General features: G+C 66.3%; 15 protein-coding genes. 8 read left to right on the forward strand and 7 right to left on the reverse strand.

Annotated features, from left to right (window positions below; all coding sequences use genetic code 11):
- Positions 1-3 precede the first annotated feature (3 nt).
- The 6 genes from BTHE68_RS22990 to BTHE68_RS23015 all read right to left on the reverse strand — a co-directional run bounded on the left by BTHE68_RS22990 (position 4) and on the right by BTHE68_RS23015 (position 8243).
- Positions 4-1674: an alpha/beta fold hydrolase gene (locus tag BTHE68_RS22990; protein WP_162068607.1), complete on the reverse strand. Its 1671-nt coding sequence runs from the start codon at positions 1672-1674 to the stop codon at positions 4-6.
- Between the two features lie 19 nt (positions 1675-1693).
- A complete protein-coding gene (locus tag BTHE68_RS22995) occupies positions 1694-2158 on the reverse strand; it encodes a MaoC family dehydratase (RefSeq protein WP_162068608.1) in 465 nt (154 codons plus the stop codon).
- Positions 2155-3819 carry a fatty acid--CoA ligase gene (locus BTHE68_RS23000; RefSeq protein WP_232078093.1) on the reverse strand — a complete coding sequence of 555 codons (1665 nt, stop codon included), beginning with the start codon at positions 3817-3819 and terminating at the stop codon, positions 2155-2157. The genes BTHE68_RS22995 and BTHE68_RS23000 overlap by 4 nt, the downstream gene beginning before the upstream one ends.
- 16 nt (positions 3820-3835) lie before the next feature.
- Positions 3836-4189, reverse strand: a complete 354-nt coding sequence (locus BTHE68_RS23005; protein WP_162068610.1) for a BON domain-containing protein — start codon at positions 4187-4189, stop codon at positions 3836-3838.
- Positions 4190-4203: 14 nt separating this feature from the next.
- Positions 4204-5328: a porin gene (locus tag BTHE68_RS23010; RefSeq protein WP_162068611.1), complete on the reverse strand. Its 1125-nt coding sequence runs from the start codon at positions 5326-5328 to the stop codon at positions 4204-4206.
- Between the two features lie 221 nt (positions 5329-5549).
- Positions 5550-8243, reverse strand: a complete 2694-nt coding sequence (locus tag BTHE68_RS23015; RefSeq protein WP_162068612.1) for a winged helix-turn-helix domain-containing protein — start codon at positions 8241-8243, stop codon at positions 5550-5552.
- 186 nt (positions 8244-8429) lie between these two features.
- On the opposite strand from BTHE68_RS23015, the gene BTHE68_RS23020 reads away from it, so the two are divergent.
- From BTHE68_RS23020 to BTHE68_RS23050, 7 genes are all read left to right on the forward strand, one after another.
- Entirely contained in the window at positions 8430-9281 is an 852-nt protein-coding gene (locus BTHE68_RS23020; protein ID WP_162068613.1) for a universal stress protein, read from the forward strand.
- A 45-nt stretch (positions 9282-9326) separates the two neighbouring features.
- Entirely contained in the window at positions 9327-10307 is a 981-nt protein-coding gene (locus tag BTHE68_RS23025) for a quinone oxidoreductase family protein (protein ID WP_162068614.1), read from the forward strand.
- 11 nt (positions 10308-10318) lie between these two features.
- On the forward strand, positions 10319-11167 hold the full coding sequence (locus BTHE68_RS23030) for a TauD/TfdA dioxygenase family protein (RefSeq protein ID WP_162068615.1): 849 nt from the start codon (positions 10319-10321) through the stop codon (positions 11165-11167).
- 46 nt (positions 11168-11213) lie between these two features.
- Positions 11214-12269: a beta-keto acid cleavage family enzyme gene (locus BTHE68_RS23035; RefSeq protein WP_061178169.1), complete on the forward strand. Its 1056-nt coding sequence runs from the start codon at positions 11214-11216 to the stop codon at positions 12267-12269.
- Positions 12270-12334: 65 nt separating this feature from the next.
- Positions 12335-13681, forward strand: coding sequence for an MFS transporter (locus tag BTHE68_RS23040; RefSeq protein ID WP_162068616.1), 1347 nt, complete (start codon positions 12335-12337; stop codon positions 13679-13681).
- A gap of 5 nt (positions 13682-13686) precedes the next feature.
- Positions 13687-14277 (forward strand): RBBP9/YdeN family alpha/beta hydrolase, encoded by a 591-nt coding sequence (locus BTHE68_RS23045; protein WP_502710604.1) that lies wholly within the window; start codon positions 13687-13689, stop codon positions 14275-14277.
- A 200-nt stretch (positions 14278-14477) separates the two neighbouring features.
- Complete coding sequence (locus tag BTHE68_RS23050) at positions 14478-14783, forward strand: Rieske (2Fe-2S) protein (protein WP_162069155.1); 306 nt, start codon at positions 14478-14480, stop codon at positions 14781-14783.
- 30 nt (positions 14784-14813) lie between these two features.
- Here BTHE68_RS23050 and BTHE68_RS23055 read toward each other — a convergent pair whose 3' ends face one another.
- Positions 14814-15458, reverse strand: coding sequence for a DsbA family oxidoreductase (locus BTHE68_RS23055; protein WP_162068618.1), 645 nt, complete (start codon positions 15456-15458; stop codon positions 14814-14816).
- Between the two features lie 222 nt (positions 15459-15680).
- Here BTHE68_RS23055 and BTHE68_RS23060 point away from each other — a divergent pair, with 222 nt between their 5' ends.
- A complete protein-coding gene (locus tag BTHE68_RS23060) occupies positions 15681-19124 on the forward strand; it encodes an autotransporter domain-containing protein (RefSeq protein WP_162068619.1) in 3444 nt (1147 codons plus the stop codon).
- The last annotated feature ends 22 nt before the right edge of the window (positions 19125-19146 follow it).

Below are 19146 nucleotides of genomic sequence, written 5' to 3' on the forward strand. Positions count from 1 at the left end.
GGATTACGCCTCGTGAACATACGTTCCCGGCGCATCCCCGATACGTCGATGACGCTTGTTGCCGAGCGCTTTGGGCGCGGCGCGCAGTTCGCCCGAGCGTTCGGCGAGCCATGTGCGCCAGTCGTTCCACCAGGAATCCGCTTCGGACGTCGCCCCGCCGAGCCATGCATCGGCATCTTCGGGCAGCGCCGCGTTGTGGAAGAACTTCGCCTTGGGATTGCCCGGCGGATTGATCAGGCTCTGAATGTGACCGCTCGAACTCAGCACATAGCGCGTCTTGCCGCCGAATGCGCGCGCCGTGTTGTAGACGCCTTTCCACGGCGTGATGTGATCGGTCGCGCCCGCCATGACATAGGTGTCGCACGTGACCTCGGAGAGATCGACCGGCGTGCCGAGCACAGTCAACGCCTTCGGCGTGCTGAGCAGATTGCGCGAGAAGATGTCGAGCAACTGGCCGTGGAATTTCGCGGGCAGGCGCGTGGTGTCGTTGTTCCAGTAGAGAATGTCGAACGCCGGCGGCGCTTCGCCCAGCAGATAGTTGTTGACCCAGAAGTTCCACACCAGATCGTTGGGTCGCATCCAGGCGAACATGCGGCCCATTTCGTCGCCTGCCAGCACGCCCTTGGCCATACTGTTGCGCTTGGCGATCTCGATGGCCTCCGGCGTGGTGAAGAGCCCGAGCTGTGATTCCGATGTATTGTCGAGCACCGCCACCATCAACGTGGCCGCATTGACGCTCTTCTCGCCGCGGCTTGCCAGATGGCCGAGCAGCGCCGAGATCGTCATCGCGCCGGAACACGCGCCGTGCAGGTTCACGGCCTCATGGCCGGTGATATCGCGCACCGCGTCGATCGCCTCGATCAGCGCGGCGACGTAGGTGTCCATGTCCCAGTCGCGATGTTCCACGGTGGGATTGCGCCAGCTCACGGCGAACACCTGAAACTCGCTCTTGACGAGATATTCGACGATGCTCTTGTTCGCGGCCAGATCGAAGATGTAGTACTTGTTGACCTGCGGCGGCACGATCAAGTGCGGGCACGCATGGACGTTCGGCGTAGCCGGCGCGTACTGAATCAGTTCGAGCACTTCGTTGCGAAACACCACCGCGCCGGGCGTTGCGGCGAGATTGCCGCCAACCTTGAACTTGCTCTTGTCGACCTGCGACGGCATGCCCTTGTTGCAGAGCGTATCCGTAAGCATGTTTCGCAGACCGGCGACGACGCTCGCGCCGCCCGATTCGACGAGCTTTCTGAGCGCCGCGGGATTGCCCGCCAGCGTGTTGGTCGGCGCGAGCGCGTCCGTCACGAGCGACGTGACGAACTGCGCGCGCTCCTTGCTTTTGCCGTCGAGCGCCGAGTGTTCGACGAAGCCAGCAAGCGCGTTGCACCACGCCCGATAGCCATGCAGCGTGGCGCGATACAGCGGCTGATCGCGCCATGCGGGATCGGCGAAGCGCTTGTCGCTCTGCTGCGGCAAGGCCGAGGTCAGATCACGCGCGAGCGCCGCCGTCTGCGTCAGCAGCAGCGCAGGATGCAGCACCGCCTGCGCGCCGATCTGCTGCACGGCGGCGAGCATATCGACGGCGCGCAGCCCGACGAACGGATTGGGCCCGGACATGCCATCGGTCGCGCCGGCCGTGATGTCGTCGTGTTCGCTGCTCTTGTTTACTGCCATCTCCATCTCCATACTTTCATCACGCGATGATCATCACGAGTGTCTGCGCGATCAGCGCGGGCTTGTCCTCGCCTTCTATCTGCAATTCGTTGTCCGTCCTGACGAGCATGCGGCCGTCACTCTTCCTTTCGACCGAGGTCAAAACCACTCGGCTTCGCACCCGGGAACCGGATCTGACCGGCGTCATGAAGCGCACCTTGTCGAGTCCGTAGTTCAGCGCGGCCGACGCATCCGGAGGGATCAGACCCACATCGATTGCGAGCGTCGCCAGCAGCGAAAGCGTCAGATAGCCGTGTGCGATGGTGCCGCCGAACGGGCTCTCGCGTTTCGCGCGCTCCTCGTTCAGGTGGATCCACTGCGTGTCGCCCGTGCATTGCGCGAAGGCGTCGATGCGCGCCTGATCGACGACGATCCATTCCGACACACCCAGCTCCGTGCCGACGAATTCGTCGATGGTCGCGATGCCGTATCCTGCGATGCTCATGATGTTGCTTTTCCTTCCGGTGTAACCGCGAACTGTTCGCGCAGCCGCTTCTTGTTCAATTTCCCGACGCTGGTCTTGTCGAGTTGCTCGACGATCTTCACGATCTGCGGCACCGCGTACTTCGAAATCCGTCCTGTCTCGCTGAACGCGAGCACGTGATTCCTGATGTCGTCCGCCGATGCAGGCGCTGCCGACTGCGGCTTCAGCACCACCAGCGCCACGGGGCGTTCGCCCCACTTCTCGTCCTTGATGCCGATCACCGCCACTTCGGAAACGGCCGGGTGCAGCGAGATCAGACTCTCGATTTCAAGCGACGAAACCCACTCGCCGCCCGACTTGATCACGTCCTTGATGCGGTCGGTGATCTGCAGATATCCGTTCGGATCGATGTTCGCGACGTCCTGCGTGTGCAGATAGCCGCCCTCCCAAAGCTGCGTCGATGCGTCGGCATCCTTGAGATAGCCTTGCGTGAGCCACGGCGTACGCACGACGACTTCTCCGCTCGCACGGCCGTCATGCGCCACGTCGTCTCCCTCTTCATCCACGATGCGCAGCTCGACGAGCGGAAGCGGCAGGCCCGTCTTGCAACGCAGCTCGACCTGCTCGTCGACGCCGAGCGTCTCGCTGCCCGGCTTGAGTTGCGCGAGCGTCAGGAGCGGACACGTCTCCGACATGCCGTAGCCCGCGAAGATATCGATGCCGCGTTCGAGCGCCGCGCGCGCGAGTCCGTGCGGCAGCGCGCCCCCGCCGATGACCACTTTCCATCCGCTCAGATCGATGCTCTTCGCGTCGCCGCAGCCGAGCAGCATGTGCATGATGGTGCCGACGCAATGCGAGAACGTGACGCCTTCATCGCGCACGAGCGCAAGAAGGCGCTCCGGCAGGTAGCGGCCGGGGTAGACCTGTTTCACGCCCAGCACGGTGGCGATGTAGGGCATGCCCCACGCGTGCACATGGAACATCGGCGTGATGGGCATGTACACGTCGCCGCGATGAAAGCGCTGCCCGGACACCGGGCTTGCGAGCGCCGCCATCCCCGTGATGGTGTGCAGCACGAGCTGACGGTGCGAGAAATAGACGCCCTTCGGCAGACCGGTCGTGCCGGTCGTGTAGAAGGTCGTGGCGCGCGTGTTCTCGTCGAAATCCGGGAAGTCGTAGGCGGGCTCGCCGGCGGCCAGCATGAGCTCGTATTCGTCCGCGAACGGAATCGTGTGCGCGACCGCTTCGCTGCCTGCGTCGTCGATCCAGATGAAGGTGCGCACCGATTCGAGCTGGTCCCTGATCGATTCGATCACCGGCAGAAAGTCGGTATGGAGCAGCAGGATCTGCGCGCCGGCATGGTTGATCGTATAGGCGATCTCCGCGGGCGAAAGCCGCACGTTGACCGTCTGCAACACGGCGCCCATCATCGGAATGGCGAAGTAGCACTCGAGGTAACGATGGCTATCCCAGTCCATCACGGCCACTGTCGTGCCCATGCGCGCGCCGTGACGCGAAAGGCCATTGGCGAGGCGCGCGATGCGCTCCTGCATGGCGCGGTAGGTCAGGCGCGTCTCGCCGCGATACACGATCTCCTGATCGGCCGCATGCGCGAGCGGCGTATGCAGCAGATGCTTGATGAGCAACGGATACGCGTATGCCGCGGGGGAAGATTCGAACATGTCGTGGTTCATTTGATTACTGCCCGAAATTGCGCTGGACGGTCAATTTGTTGGTCACCGACGTGACGCCGGGAACCCCTTTCGCCAGCGCGCCTGCCTTGTCTATGTGGGCGGTGTCGGTCACGGTGCCGGTCAGCGTCACGGCGCCATTCGTCGCGCGCACGCCGATGTTTCCGGCATCGATACTCTTGTCTTTGGCGAACGCGGCGTACACGCCGTTGCGCAGCGCGCGGTTCTCCTTCTTCGTCGCGACAGGCGCGCTCGCGGCCGACGCCATCGCGGGCTCGCCCGCTGCCGCCATCGTTTCGCCGGCCTGAAGGCTCGCGCCGATCGACGCCAGTACGATCAATGCTGCACTGATTCTCTTCATGGGTTGGTCCGTTCTTAGAAGTTATGGCGGATGCCGATCATCGCGGCCGTGGTCGACTCGCCCGGCGCAACCGGTTGTCCATAGACGATCGTCTGGTTCATGGTGCCGTGATTGTCGACATAACCGACTTGCGCATAGGCGAGCGTGCGCTTGGACAGGCTGTATTCCGTGCCCACCGCGAATTCGCTCGAATGATTCGTCGAGTTGTTCTTGTCCTTCAGGTAATAGAAGCCGGACGTCACCTTCAGAACCGGATTGAACCTGTACCCGAGCCCGACCGAATAGAGGTCGTAGTCCGCTCGACCCGCGTTGGCCGGATTCTTGCCGTGGCTGTACGAGCCCGATACCGAGAAATCGCGGAACGTGTACATCGCGCCGAAGTACGTGAAGCGATTGTTGTTGAGTCCCGTCGGCGCGACGCCGGGCAAGGGGCTCGCGTCGTGTCCGTTGTAGTAGACCGCCGCCAGGTTCAGGCCGTAGTTCGAATACTTAAGCACGGCGGATTCCCGCGTGCCGCCCTGGAATTCGCCGGGAACACCGCCCGGCGCGTATTCCAGCGCGAGCGACGCGCCGTAGAATTTCGGCGACTCATAGACGAGCGCGTTGCTGTCGTACAGTGCGCCGATCGCGCCGTTCGTGCTGGTGCCGGTCCAGCCGGCCGCCTGGTTCATGCCGAGCCACGCGGTGAGAATGCTGCCGAAGTACTGCGCGCCGCGCACGTCGGTGTCGAACATCGCGTACACCATCGGCACGATCTGCCGGCCCGCGTTGAAGGTGCCGAACGGCCCGGACAGGCCGACCGTCGCGAACTGATTGAACTGCGCGGACACGCCCGGCGTGTCGGAGAGGCCGAACTTGCCGGTGCCCGTATCGAACGAGCCCTGCAATCTGAAGTTGACGCGGTATCCGCCGCCCAGTTCTTCGCTGCCCTTGAGGCCCCAGAAACTGGCGTAGATGCCGCCGTCCTTCAATCGATACACCTTGCCGAGATTGGGCGCGTTCGGTGCGAAGGACGCCGCCGACGTGCTCTGATAGAGCAGGCCGGAGTCGACCACGCCGTAGAGCGTCACCGAGCCTTGCGCGGCGGCGGCGCCTGAGAAGGTCATCAATGCGGCAAGGCAAGAGCGTCTGAGTTTCATGAGGTCTCCATATTTTTTATCGGCTTGAGCGTTTGCATCGGGCAAACGTAGCCAGGGCCGGTCAGTCGGGCAATCGCCGGATTGGTTGCTTCACGCGCTCGCGGCGCGTGAAGTCATGGAGCAAGAATACGGAAGGGGGGCGATTCGAGCCCCTCTCGCGACGGGAGGGGGCGACAAGCGCGAACATCAGCCGCACGCGGGCGGCCGATTGCGCTTCGGTCTTACTGGGTGCCTTCGAGCAGGCCGAGCACGACGGCGCGGCGCACCGCGTGCTTGCGCGAACTCGCGTCGAGCTTGCCGAAGAGATTCTTCAGATGCCACTTGACGGTGCCCTCCCCGATCATCCCCGCGCGCGCGATTTCCTTGTTCGTCAGGTTGCGCGCAAGCAGTTCGAGAATCTCCCGCTCCTTGGGTGTCAGGACGACGCACGGCACCGCGCGCGGCCCGCCCGTCTCGCGCGGGTGCGGCCGCACGTTCGGCAATGCCGCCGGCGTTCTGCCGGTGTTTTCAGCGTCCGCTGCATCGCGCGTGCGCCGCGCCCAGTCGGCGAGCGAGGGATGGGCGTCGATCAGCGTGCGCACCAGCCTGAAGGTCTGCGCGAGATTCATCGCTTCGAGCAGCAGCGCGGTGGCATCCACGCCCGTCTGCTGCTTCGCGAATGCGCGCAAAGCCAGGATTTCGATGCGGTAACGGCCCATCTTCAGCGCGTCGGCCTGCGTGCCCGCCGCGTCCAGCGCGTCGAGCGCCTGCGGCCAGCTGCGCGCGGCGATGGCCGCGTCGGCGTGCGCGAGCAATTGCATCAGCACGACCGACTCGCGCCAGAGCGCGCCGCGACCGGCCTCGCGCAGCAGAATCTCGTCGATGCGGCGCACCAGCGCCTGGCAGGTCTCGTTGCGGTAGCGGCCGGCGTGCATGCGGACCTGCTCGGCGAGACTCGCGACGCACAGGCGCGGCTGACAGCGGCTCACGCCCAGCGCGTGCAGCGCTTCGAGCATGTCGAGCGCGCGATGTTCGCCGCCGCGCGCCGCTGCGATGCGCGCTGCCGTGCGATACGCGAGCATGACGGTCTCGGGCGGCGCGGCCCGTTCGAGCACGTCCAGGCGGTTCGACAACAGCGCCGCGGCTTCGTCCAGCCGATCGTCTTCGTAGGCGATCGCCGCGCACGCCACCGCGAACATGCAGCTCAGCGGATGGCGGCGGCTCAGGTCCGCCTCGGCGCTCGCGAGGGCGGGCTTCAGCACCTCTTCGGCAAGCGACATCTGGCCTTCCCACAAATAGCTGGCCCCGGTGATGTGCTCGCCCCAGCGCACCAGATAATCGAGCGTGCCGGAGCCGTCGCCGGAACGCACGCGCTGCTGCGCGCGGCGCGCCTGCGCAGGCTCGCCGAGCAGCATCGCGCGGGCGGCGAGACGGTTCGCATGCACTTGCGCGAGCCACGAACCGCCATCGGGCGGCGCTTCGGCCCACGGCTCGAAGAGCGCCACGAAGCGGTCGGGTTCATCGGCGAAATACGCGGCCGCGCTCAGGATCAGCGCGCACTCGTAGCGCAGGGTCGTATCGACGGCCGGGCCCGCGAGAATGCGCTCGATCTGGCGCTGCGCCTCCGCGTGGCGTTGCCCGACCGCGAGCGCCCATGCGGCGGCGAGGCGCAGCCGGGGGCGCTGTTCGAGTTCCGGCTCGGGAATCAGATCGAGCCAGTCGAGTACGAGGCTGAGATGCCCGTGACGCACCGCATCGAGCAGGCTGCGCTCCGCCAGTTCGAAGGCGGTCCTATGTTCGCCGGCCGCATGTGCGTGCCGCGCGGCCTCCTCGATCATGTCGCGGGCGACGAACCATCGCATGGCGCGCGCGTGCAGTTCCTCGCGCTCGGCGGCGGGCAGGTCGGCCAGGCGCACGCGCAGGGCATCGCGCACGAGCGTGTGCAGCCGGCACCACGCGCTGTCTTCCACGGCGATGAATACAGGCGTCTCGCGCACCAGCCGCGCGAGCCGTTCGGGCGTCTCTGCGCGGCCCGTCAGCGCCTCGCATAGTTCCGGATGCAGCATGTCCACCGCGCTGACGCGGGTGAGAAAGGCGTCGTCTTCCGGCGAAAGATTGGCGACCAGCGCGCCGACGAGATGTTCGCGCAGACCACCCGGCCCCGACGCGATCGTTTCGACCGCCTTGCGCGGGTCCGCCGCGTGCGCCATCGCGGCGAGCGCGAGCTGGATGCCGAGCGGCCAGCCGTCGGTCACTTCGAACAGGCGCGCGCACGCGTCGGCGTCCACGCGCTCGCCAAAACGGTTGCCAATCAGCGCGATCGTTTCGTCGAGCCGAAAGCGCAACGCATCCGGCCCGACGAGCGTGCCGTGGCCGTACGCGAGCAGATCGGCCATCGGCGCTTCGAGACCGCCTCGTCCCGCCACCACGACGCGCAGGTTCTGCGGGGCGTTGTGAAGCAGATAGGCGAGCAGTCCGGCGCCGGCGGCGGGCAGCCGCTCGGATTCGTCGATGATGAGCACGACCTCCAGCGACAGCAGCGCGATCTCGGCGAGCCAGCCCGTGGCGCCATCCAGATTGCCCACCGCCGCGAGCGCGCCGTCGGGCAGCATCGAGCCGAAGCCGGCGCGCGCGCAGCCTGTGCGAACCGCCTGAACCAGCCCGCGCAGGAGCCGCTCGGGGTCGTCGCGCTCGTCGGCCTGCAGCCAGGCCACGGCGATCCCGCGCGCCAGATATTCGCGCCGCCACTGCGCGAGCAGCGAGGTTTTCCCGTAGCCTGCCGGCGCCTGCACGAGCGTGATCTGCCGGTCGCGGTAATGCGCGGCTTCCGCGCTGAGCCGCAGCCGCGCGAGCAGGTTGAGGGGGGCGCGTGGCGCAATGGTCTTGAGGACCAGTTCGGTCGTCGAGGGTGCCGCGGCGCTTGTGGTGGGGGGCATCGGGAACAGGTTGGACTGAAGGATCGAGCGGCCCGCGCGGGCCGCATCTGGCTTGGATCGCGCCCACAGCATCGTTCGAATGACCGGGGGGCGTCAACCCCTCCCTTCGCGAGAGGGTCGCACGAAGAGTCCCTGCACTACGATGCAGATGAGTTCAGGCACACACCCAATCCAGCGCACAACGCCATGTATCAGCATCTACTCGTTCCTGTCGAGGACACCGACGCCAGCGTCGAAGCAATCGGCCATGCGACCGAATTCGCGTGGGCCATCGGCGCGCGCATCACTTTCCTGCACGTGTCGTCAGCCGACGCGCACGCCGACGAATGGCTGGCGCGGGCCGAAGCCGGCGCACGCGCTCAGGGCGTGGCCTGCACGACGGTCGTCGCCGGCGGCGATGATTCGTTCGACACGCTGATCGCGCAGGCCCGCCGCCACGGTTGCGATCTCATCTGCACGAGCGCAAGCCCGGCGGGAACGATCGCCACGGACGGGGTGTGGCCCGGCGTGCTGTCGTGCGGCACGGACCGGCGGCCCGCGGTGGCGGCGTCGATCGGTGCGCTTCTGAACGCGCATCGCAGGCTCGCCGACACGCTCAACGAATGGCTCGACACGCTGCGCGCCGCGCGCGAACGAGACGCCGTGCCGAGCGCGGCGGCGCTCTGCGAGAAAGTCCGCAGCCTGCAGGAGTTGCCTGCGCGCGGCGTCGGGGCGAGAGCCAAAACCGCTCTGTTCCGCTGCCTTCGCAAGCGCACATCGGCGGTCAACGCCGAGCTCGCCGAACTCGAGCGCCTGCATCAACGCGACGAGGAACTGCTTCATGAACTCGCCCGCATGGTCAGTCAGGACGCACCGATGCCGGACGTTCTCGAACAGGCCGTGAGCGCCTATGCGCGCTTCGCCTGGGACTGGATGGGCCGCGAACAGGGCGTGATTCTGCCGGCGGCGCGGCGTTATCTGAGCTACGCCGACTGGACGGAAATAGACGGCGAATTCAATTCCGCGGCGCTGCTCGGCCGGGCCGCGAAACAACACTGAACACGTCGCGAGCCAGACGGCTCGCGCGCATGAATGGAGAGACACATGGCACATGCAATCCGCTTTCACGAAACCGGCGGTCCCGAAGTATTGCGATGGGAAGAGGTCGCGGTCGGCACGCCCGGTCCCGGACAGGTTCGTCTGCGTCACGAGGCCGTAGGCCTGAATTTCGCCGATACGTACTTCCGCTCCGGCCTCTATCCCGTTCCCCTGCCCGCCGGCATGGGCGTGGAAGCGGCAGGGGTGGTCGAAGCCATCGGTGAGGGCGTCGATCAGGTGTGCGTGGGCGACCGCGTGACCTACACTGGCTTCATCAATACGCTCGGCGCGTACAGCACCGAGCGCCTCGCGCCGGCGGCCGCGCTCGTCCGGCTGCCGGCCGGGATCGAATGCGCCACCGCCGCCGCGATGACCATGCGAGGCCTGACCGCGTCCTATCTGATGCGCCGCATTCATGCGTTCAAGGCGGGCGACTCGATCCTCCTGCATGCGGCGGCCGGCGGTGTCGGCCTGATCGTGTCGCAGTGGGCGCGCCTCCTGGGGGTGACGGTGATCGGCACGGTGTCGAGCGAGGCCAAGGCCGAGGTTGCGCGTGCTCACGGCTGCGACCATGTCATCAACTACAGCCACGAAGACGTCGCGAAACGCGTGCGGGAACTGACGGATGGCGCCGGCGTGAACGTCGTGTTCGATAGCGTCGGCAAGGACACGTTCGAAGCGTCGCTCGATTCGCTGCGCCGCCGCGGCCTGATGGTCTGCGTCGGCACCGCGTCCGGTCCGATTCCGCCGTTCAATCCGCAGTTGCTCGCGATGAAAGGCTCGCTCTATCTGACGCGCCCGGCGCTGGCCGACTACATCGCCGATCCGGCCGAGAAGAAGGCGCTGGCGGACGAGCTGTTCGGGCATGTCGCGAGCGGCCGCATCCGCATCGAGATCAACCAGCGTTATGCGCTGCAGGATGCCGCCCAGGCGCATCGCGATCTCGAATCGCGCAAGACCACCGGTTCATCCATTTTCGTCGTGTGAGGAGACACATCATGCGAGTCGAACAACTTACCTGCTCCATCGGAGCCGAACTCAGCGGCGTGAGCCTCGCGGACGCGGTCCACGACGACGGCCTGTTCGCGGAAATCCGCGCCACGCTGCTCAAGCATCGCGTGCTGTTCCTGCGCGATCAGGACATCACGCGCGCCGAGCATGTCGCGTTCGCCCGCCGCTTCGGCGAGCTGGAAGATCATCCGGTCGCCGGCAGTGATCCCGAGCATCCGGGCCTGGTGCGTATCTACAAGAATCCCGACCAGCCCAACGACCGTTACGAGAACGCATGGCACACCGACGCCACCTGGCGCGCCGCGCCGCCTTTCGGCTGCGTGCTGCGTTGCGTCGAATGTCCGCCGGTCGGCGGCGACACGATCTGGGCGAACATGGTGCTCGCTTATGAGAACCTGCCCGAGCACATCAAGACGCAGATCGCCGATCTGCGCGCCCGCCACAGCATCGAGGCCAGCTTCGGGGCCGCCATGCCGATCGAGAAGCGGCTCGCGCTGAAAGCGCAGTTTCCCGACGCCGAACACCCGGTCGTGCGCACGCACCCCGAGACGGGCGAGAAGACGCTCTTCGTGAACGCGTTCACTACGCATTTCACGAACTATCACACGCCCGAGCGCGTGCGTTTCGGCCAGGACGCCAATCCGGGCGCGGGTCAATTGCTCGCCTACCTGATCAGCCAGGCGTACATCCCGGAATACCAGGTTCGCTGGCGCTGGAAAAAGAACAGCATCGCGATCTGGGACAACCGCAGCACGCAGCATTACGCGGTCATGGACTACCCGCCGTGCCATCGCAAGATGGAACGCGCCGGGATCATCGGCGACGCGCCTTACTGATCCTCGCGCTTTAAATACATCGATCTCAATTACGCTGGAGCACCACATGCAATTCCTCGACGATTCGCTGCACCCCGAAAACCAGGACAAGGTGGTCATCACGGTGGCGCCGTACGGCCCCGAATGGATGCCCGCCGATTTCCCTGAAGACATTCCGGTCACCATGGAAGAACAGGTCCAGAAGGCCGTCGACTGCTACGAGGCGGGCGCCACCGTGCTGCATCTGCACGTGCGCGAACTGGACGGCAAGGGTTCCAAGCGCCTGTCGAAGTTCAACGAACTGATCGCCGGCGTGCGCGCGGCGGTGCCGGACATGATCATCCAGGTGGGCGGCTCGATCTCGTTCGCGCCGGAGAACGACGGTCAGGCCGCCAAGTGGCTGTCCGACGATACCCGTCACATGCTCGCCGATCTCGATCCGAAGCCCGACCAGGTGACCGTCGCGATCAACACGACGCAGATGAACATCATGGAGTTGCTGTATCCGGAGTATCTGGAAGGCACCTCGCTCTCGAATCCGGCGTTCATGGCCGCGTACAGCGAAATGACGGTTCCCGCTGGTCCCGCGTGGGTCGAGGAGCATCTCAGGCGCCTGCAGGCGGCCAACATCCAGCCGCATTTCCAGCTCACCGGCATCCATGCGCTGGAAACGCTCGAACGCCTCGTGCGCAAGGGCGTCTACACGGGTCCGCTGAATCTGACGTGGATCGGCATCGGCGGCGGTTTCGACGGCCCGAACCCGTTCAACTTCTTCAACTTCGTCCACCGCGCGCCGGATGGCTGCACGCTGACGGCCGAGTCGCTGCTGAAGAACGTACTGCCGTTCAACATGATGGCGATGTCGATGGGCCTGCATCCGCGCTGCGGCATCGAGGACACGATCATCGACCAGCACGGCAACCGCATGACGTCGGTGCAGCAGATCGAGCAGTGCGTGCGCGTCGCCCGCGAACTGGGCCGCGAGATCGCGAGCGGCAAGGAAGCGCGCGAGATCTACAAGATCGGCGTGCAATACAAGGACGCCGACGAGACGCTCGCGCAAATGGGTATGGCGCCGAACCGCAAGGCGGGTCAGGTCAACCTCCCGCTGCGCGCAGCCTGAGGCACGGGTATTACTTTCCGGCGCGAACGGCTCGCAGAAGCCAGCGCCGGACATCGGAGGAGACAATGTTGGAAATCGATTGCACAGGGCCGCACGCGCGCGACATCGCCGCGCCCACGCCCACATCACGCAAATACGCGTGGATCATATTCGCACTGACCTTCGGACTGCTCTTGTCCGATTACATGTCGCGACAGGTTCTGAATGCGGTGTTTCCGCTGCTGAAACAGGCCTGGGGTCTGTCCGACACACAACTGGGTTCGCTCAGCGGCGTGGTGGCGCTGATGGTCGGCGTGCTGACCTTCCCGCTCTCCGTGCTGGCGGACCGCTGGGGCCGCGTGCGCAGCCTCATCATCATGGCGACGCTCTGGAGCGTAGCCACGCTCGGCTGCGCGATCGCCACCAACTACGGCGAAATGCTGCTGGCGCGCGCCTTCGTGGGTCTCGGTGAAGCGGCGTACGGAAGCGTGGGCATCGCGCTCATCCTCAGCATTTTTCCGCCGCACCTGCGCTCGACGCTCACCGGCGCGTTCATGGCCGGCGGCGCGTTCGGCTCGGTGCTCGGCATGGCGCTGGGCGGCTTTGTCGCCGTGCATCTCGGATGGCGCGCGTCTTTCGCGGCGATGGCGTGCTTCGGCATCGTGCTGGTGATCGTCTACCGGCTGGTGGTGTCGGATGCGCGCATTGCGGCACGCTTTCCCGATCGCCAGGCGGCCAGAGAGGACGCCGCAGGCATGCGGACCAGCCTGCGCACGCTGATAGCGGGCCTCTTCTCGACGGTCTCGGTGGTCTGCGCCTATGTCGGCAGCGGACTGCAGCTTTTCATCATGGGCGCGGTGATCGCGTGGATGCCGAGCTTTCTGAATCGCTATTACGGCATGCCCGCGGACAAGGCCGCCGCGGGAGCCGCGGTCTTCGTGCTGCTGGGCGGCCTCGGCATGGTCACGTGCGGCGTCATCACCGACCGCATCTGCAGGCATGTGCCCTCGCGCAAGTGGCTCACGGCACTGGCCTATTGCCTGCTTTCGCTCGTCCTGCTCTCCGTCGGCTTCAGGCTCGACGCCGGCCCGCTGCAACTCGTGCTGCTCGGGGCGGGAATCCTGGTCGTGGCGGGCACGTCCGGACCGGCGGGCGCGATGGTGGCGAATCTCACGCCATCGGCGATCCATGCGTCCGCCTTCGCGACGCTGACGCTGGCGAACAACCTGCTCGGCCTCGCGCCCGGTCCGCTCGTCACCGGCATGATCGCCGACCGCATCGGCCTGCTGGGCGCGCTGCAGGTGATTCCGTGCGTGAGCATTGCCGCGATGCTCGCGTTCGCCATCGGCCGCGCGAGGTATGTGCGTGATCTGAGCCGTATCGACGCATTGCGCGGACAGGCCGCGAACGACAAGCCTCCTTTACACGTATGAGCAACATGCAATCCACCTCTACTCCCACGATCCTGATCGTTCCGGGACTGCGCGATCATGTCGAAGATCACTGGCAGACCCTGCTGGAACGCAGGCTTGCCCATGCACGCTCGGTGACGCCGCTCGAGCACGACAGGCTGAGCTGCGCGGCCCGCGTCGCCGCGCTCGATGCGGCGCTGGCGCAAATCGATGGACCGGTCGTGCTCGTCGCGCACAGCGCGGGCGTCATGATCACCGTGCACTGGGCGCAGCGTCACACGCGGCAGATTCACGGCGCCCTGCTCGCGACGCCGCCCGATTTCGATTCGCCGCTGCCGCCGGGTTACCCGTCGCCGGACATCCTGCAGCGAGAAGGATGGCTGCCCGCACCGCGCACGCGTCTGCCGTTTCCGAGCATCGTCGCCGCCAGCACCAACGATCCGCTGGCGCGCATCGAACGCGTCGAGGAACTCGCACGCGCGTGGGGCAGCCGTTTCGTCGATATCGGCGCGGCCGGCCATTTGAATCCCGCGTCGGGGCACGGCGAGTGGCCGCTCGCCGATGAACTGATCGCCGAACTCTGCGGCGAGCGCCCGCGCCAATACGCTTCCCTTTGATGGAGAACCATGCAAATGTCAGATCACGTACGGACCGCATCGTCAACGCAAACCGCAGTTACCGTCGAGCAGAAGGATTCCAACACGAACAAGCGCGCGAGGGAAACATCGGCGACACGAACCTGGGCATGGGGACGAACCCGCGAACCCTATGACTGGATGGACGCGCACACACCGTCAGGAGACCTGAAATCGTGGCGATGAGCATAGCGCTTGCCCGCGCCGACGATCTGAAACCCGGCTCGCGCAAGATCGCATTCATCGACGGGCGCACCGTCGTGCTGTTCAATATCGACGGCGTCATTCACGCGATCGACAATTCGTGCCCGCACAACGGCGCATCGCTCGCGAATGGCCGGCTGGACGGCCACGTGCTGCAATGCCCGGCGCATGGCCTGCGCTTCGACCTCGCGTCGGGGTGTGCCGTCGGCGCGCCGGGTTTGTGCCTGACGAAGCTGCCCGTCGAAGCGATCGACGGCGAACTCGTGACCCAACGCGTCGATTGATTCTGAAGGCCTCGGCGACGCACGTCTCCTTTACGCCTGCTCGCCGATTACCTTCCGTATCGCTTCCTCGAACGCCTCGGAGGGCTGACCGCCGCTCACGAGGAACTTGCGGTCCAGGATGATGGCGGGCACGGACTGAATCCCCAATTGCTGAAACTCGCGCTCTTCGGCGCGAACTTCATCGGCATACGCGGCGCTCTCCAGAATTTCGCGCGCCTTGTCGCCGTCGAGTCCGACACTTCGTGCCGCTTCGATCAGGACGTCCCGATCGCTCGGGTCCTTGCCGTCGCCGTGATACGCGGCGAGCAGCGCCATCTTGAGCGGTAATTGCCTGCCTTCGATGCGCGCCCAGTGCAGCAGCCGATGTGCATCGAACGTGTTGTAGACCCGGTTGCGTTCGCCGAACACGAAGCCTTCACGCGCGCCGCGCTCGCGGATCACCGCCTGCGTCTCCCTGATCTGCTCGGGCGTGCGGCCGTACTTGCGGCCGACATAATCGACGATGCCCTCGCCCTGCGGACCCATGTCCGGATTCAGCTCGAACGGATGCAGCGTGATGCGCGCATCGACTTCATCGCCGAGGCGCGCCAGTGCGCGTTGGAGGGAAGCCAGGCCCACGGCGCACCACGGGCAGGCGATGTCGGACACGAAGTCGATTTGAAGCGGTCGGGACATGGCGTTGTCAGAAAGTCGATAAGGATTCGACACGCTAGCTCAATTCGCGGTGGTCTGCAGTCTTCAACTCTCGAGCAGCACGAGCGTGCCATTCAGCGCGCGCCGAATATTTCCTACGTGTTCACTAAATATTGCAAAAAATTTGCCGTCATTGACCCGGAGAACGGGCACGACAGCGCGCCTGCCCGACGACGTCAATCAAAACAACTGAACAGGCAGCTCATGAGTGTGCAGCATCAGGTATTCCGCATCGTCAAGATTTGCGGCAAGACCGTTTCCGCGGGTGTCGGTTTTCTGTGTTGCGCATTGCCGGTCAATGCCCATGCCTCGACCTTCCTCGATTTCTCGAACGGCCTGACGGGCTGGACGCAATCCGGCTCCGTCGCCGTGCTCAGCACGACGAACGCCTTCACCGTGGGCGGCCAGCCTTACTCGCTCACGCCGGCGGTCGGCGACCAGATGGCGAAGATCACGCCGGGCGGCGGATACAACCAGGTCGGGACCGTGGAATCGAGCTTCGGGCTGACGCCGGGCAGCATCAGCAATCTCGTCAGCGGCACGACGAACTACGGCTACATCTACAAGCAGTTCACGCTGGCCGCGGGCACGTATTCCTTCGCGTGGGCGTATGCCGCGAACGACTACCAGCCCTTCAACGACGGCGTCATGTTCTCCGTCGCGGGCCAGGGCACCCAGCAGGTCGGCATTCTGGCGCTCAACGGCGCGTCGCCGACGTACGTGCCCGCGCAGGCGAGCACGCTGGTGCTCGGCAGCTACGGCACGACCCAGTGGATCATCACCAGTTTCACGATTAGCGCCACGGGTACCTATACGATCGGCTTCGCGGATTTCAATTACAACGACACCTCGGTCAGTCCGGTGTTCTACGTTGCGTCGAAGCCCGGCACGTTCACCGGCAACGCGGTCGCGACGACGGGCGGCGTGCCCCCTTCCGACATCGACACCAGCACGCCGTACTTTTCGTCGAGCAACCTCGGCACGAGCGTGAATCCCGTGTTCAGCGGCGGCAAGCTGCGCGTGGACAGCGCGACGGTCGCGAGCGCGCTCTCGATCGGCGCGGCCGGCGGCACCATCGACCAGAACGGCCAGACTTCGACATTTACCGGCGTGATCGCCGATGCCGCGAGCGGTACGCCCGGCGCGCTCAGCATCGTCAACAACGCGAGCGGCGGCAGCGTGACCTTCACCGGCGTGAACACCTACACGGGCGCGACGCATATCGGCGCGGGCGCGACGCTCGCGCTGGCGGGCGCGGGCAGCATCGCGGCGTCCTCGGGCGTGTCGAACGATGGCGTATTCGACATCTCGGGCCTCGCGGCTGATACGGCCGTCACGTCGCTTTCCGGTAGCGGCCAGGTCGCGCTGGGCGCGCGCACGCTGTCGCTCTCGAACGCGGCGGGCACCTTCGACGGGACGATCTCCGGCACGGGCGGGCTGCGGGTGCAAGGCGGCACCGAAGTGCTCGCCGGCAACAACACCTACAGCGGCGGCACGACGCTCGCCGGCGGCTCGCTGCATGTCGCCTCGGATACGAATCTCGGCGCGGCGGCGGGCGCTCTCACGTTCCACGGCGGCGATCTCACGATCACGCAGTCGATGGACACCGCGCGCGCCATCGTCATCGGCGCCGAGGGCGCCTCGCTGACGACGCTCGCCGGCGTCACGCTCGATGCGAGCGGCCCGATCAGCGGTACGGGAAGTCTCGTGAAGAACGGCGCGGGCACGCTCGCGGTGAGCGGCGCGAACACCTTCACGGGCGGCACGCTCATCAATGGCGGCACGGTACAGATCGGCAGCGGCTCGTCGCTCGGCAGCGGCGCGATCGTGCTGAACGGCGCCACGCTCGGCACGACCGCCTCGCTCACCGCCGCCCAGCAACTCATCGTGACCGGCGCGTCAACGGTCGATGTCGCCGCCGGCACGAGCGCCGTGCTGTCGGGCGCGATCGCGTCCGCCGCGGGCACTGCCTGCCTGAGCAAGTCCGGCGGCGGCGCGCTCACCATCGCAGGCTCCGCGTCGCTCGCGAGCGGCGCATGCGTCGCGGCCGGCACGCTGCGCGCAAACGGCTCGATCACCGGCGCGGTCGATGTGCTCGCCGCGGGCACGCTGCGCGGCGTCGGCGCGATCGACGGCGCGCTCTCGGTGAGCGGCCGTCTCGCGCCCGGCAACTCGCCGGGCACGCTCGCGGTCAACGGCACGGTGACGATGAACCCCGGCAGCACCTTCGAGGTGGACATCGACGGCACGGGCACCGGCACGGGCGCTGGCAACTATTCGCGACTGCTGGTGTTCGGCGCGAATCATCCGTTCGTCGCCGCGGGCACGCTCGCGCCGCTCCTGCGCGGCATCACCGGCGACGCGACCAACACCTTCGTGCCGAATCTCGGCGATACCTACCGCATCGTCACAGCCGAAGGCGGCATCAGCGGGCGCTTCGACACCCTCGCGCAGCCTTCGGACGGGCTGCAGGCGGGCACGCGCCTGCAGGCGTTCTACGACATGAACGGCAGCAACAGCATCGACTTGCGCGTGACGCCGGTTTCGTACGCGACGACGCTCGCGGCGGAAAACGACAACGCGCGCGCGGCGGCCGCGCTGCTCGACACGATCATGGGCGCGCAGGACAAGGGCAGCGCGTCCGCGCTGCAAAGCCAGCTGATCTATGCGGTGGCCAGTGCGCAGGCGGCGCAGATCGGCCCCGTCACGAAGACGCTCTCCGGCGAGATCCACGCGGACATGGCCGCGGCCGCGCCGCGCGCGGCGCTCGGCGTGCAGGGACAGGTCGCGGCGCATCTGTCGGATATCGCGACGGGGAGCATCGACCATGGTCAGACGCTCTGGGCGAACGTCACGCACGGCAACAACACCTCGGCAAGCGACAGTCACGCCTCCGGCTTCACCTCGCGCGACAACCAGGTGGCGACCGGCGCGGATATCGTGCGCAACGCCACGACGAAGGTGGGCGTCGGCTTCGCCTATACGCAGACCAACGTGTCGGCGGATTCGGGCAACGGCGCGATCGAGGAAAGCATGGGCTTCGTGTACGGGCAGCATGCGCTCGGCCGCGTGCTGATCGACGGCACGCTCGGCTATGGCGCGCAGAGCTGGGACACGCATCATGCCGACGCGCTGGGCACCACGTCCGGCCTCACCAGCGGCACCCACGGCCGCGACGTGCTCGCCGCCACGGGCGTGCGCCTGCCGGTGGACATCGGCACGCAGCGGCTCGAGCCGTTCGCCCGGGCGATCTACCAGCACGTATCGCGCGATGCGAGCTCGGAAGGCGCGGTCTCGCCTGCGGCGCTCTCGCTCGACAGCTACTCGGGCAACGGCGTGCGCATGATGACGGGGCTTGCCGGCGGCTCGCGCGTGCAGGACCCGCTCGCCCAGCGTGTGACCTACCGCTTCACGGCGGCCGTGGGCGTCGATGCCGGCAGTCTCACGCGACCGAGCGTCGACGCAAGCCTTGCGGGACTCGGCCTCACGACGACCTCGCCGCATTCGGGCCGCGTGTTCGGGCAGCTCGGCCTCGACGGCACGCTGCGGGTGTCGAAGAACGGCCATCTGTTCGCGCATGTCGAGGGCGAAGCGGCGGCTCGCCGGACGGCGTATGGTCTGACCGCCGGCGCGCGCGTCGCATTCTGAGGACGAGGTCGAAGCAGAGCGG

The organism is Burkholderia sp. THE68 (assembly GCF_009938265.1).
GTDB lineage: Bacteria > Pseudomonadota > Gammaproteobacteria > Burkholderiales > Burkholderiaceae > Caballeronia.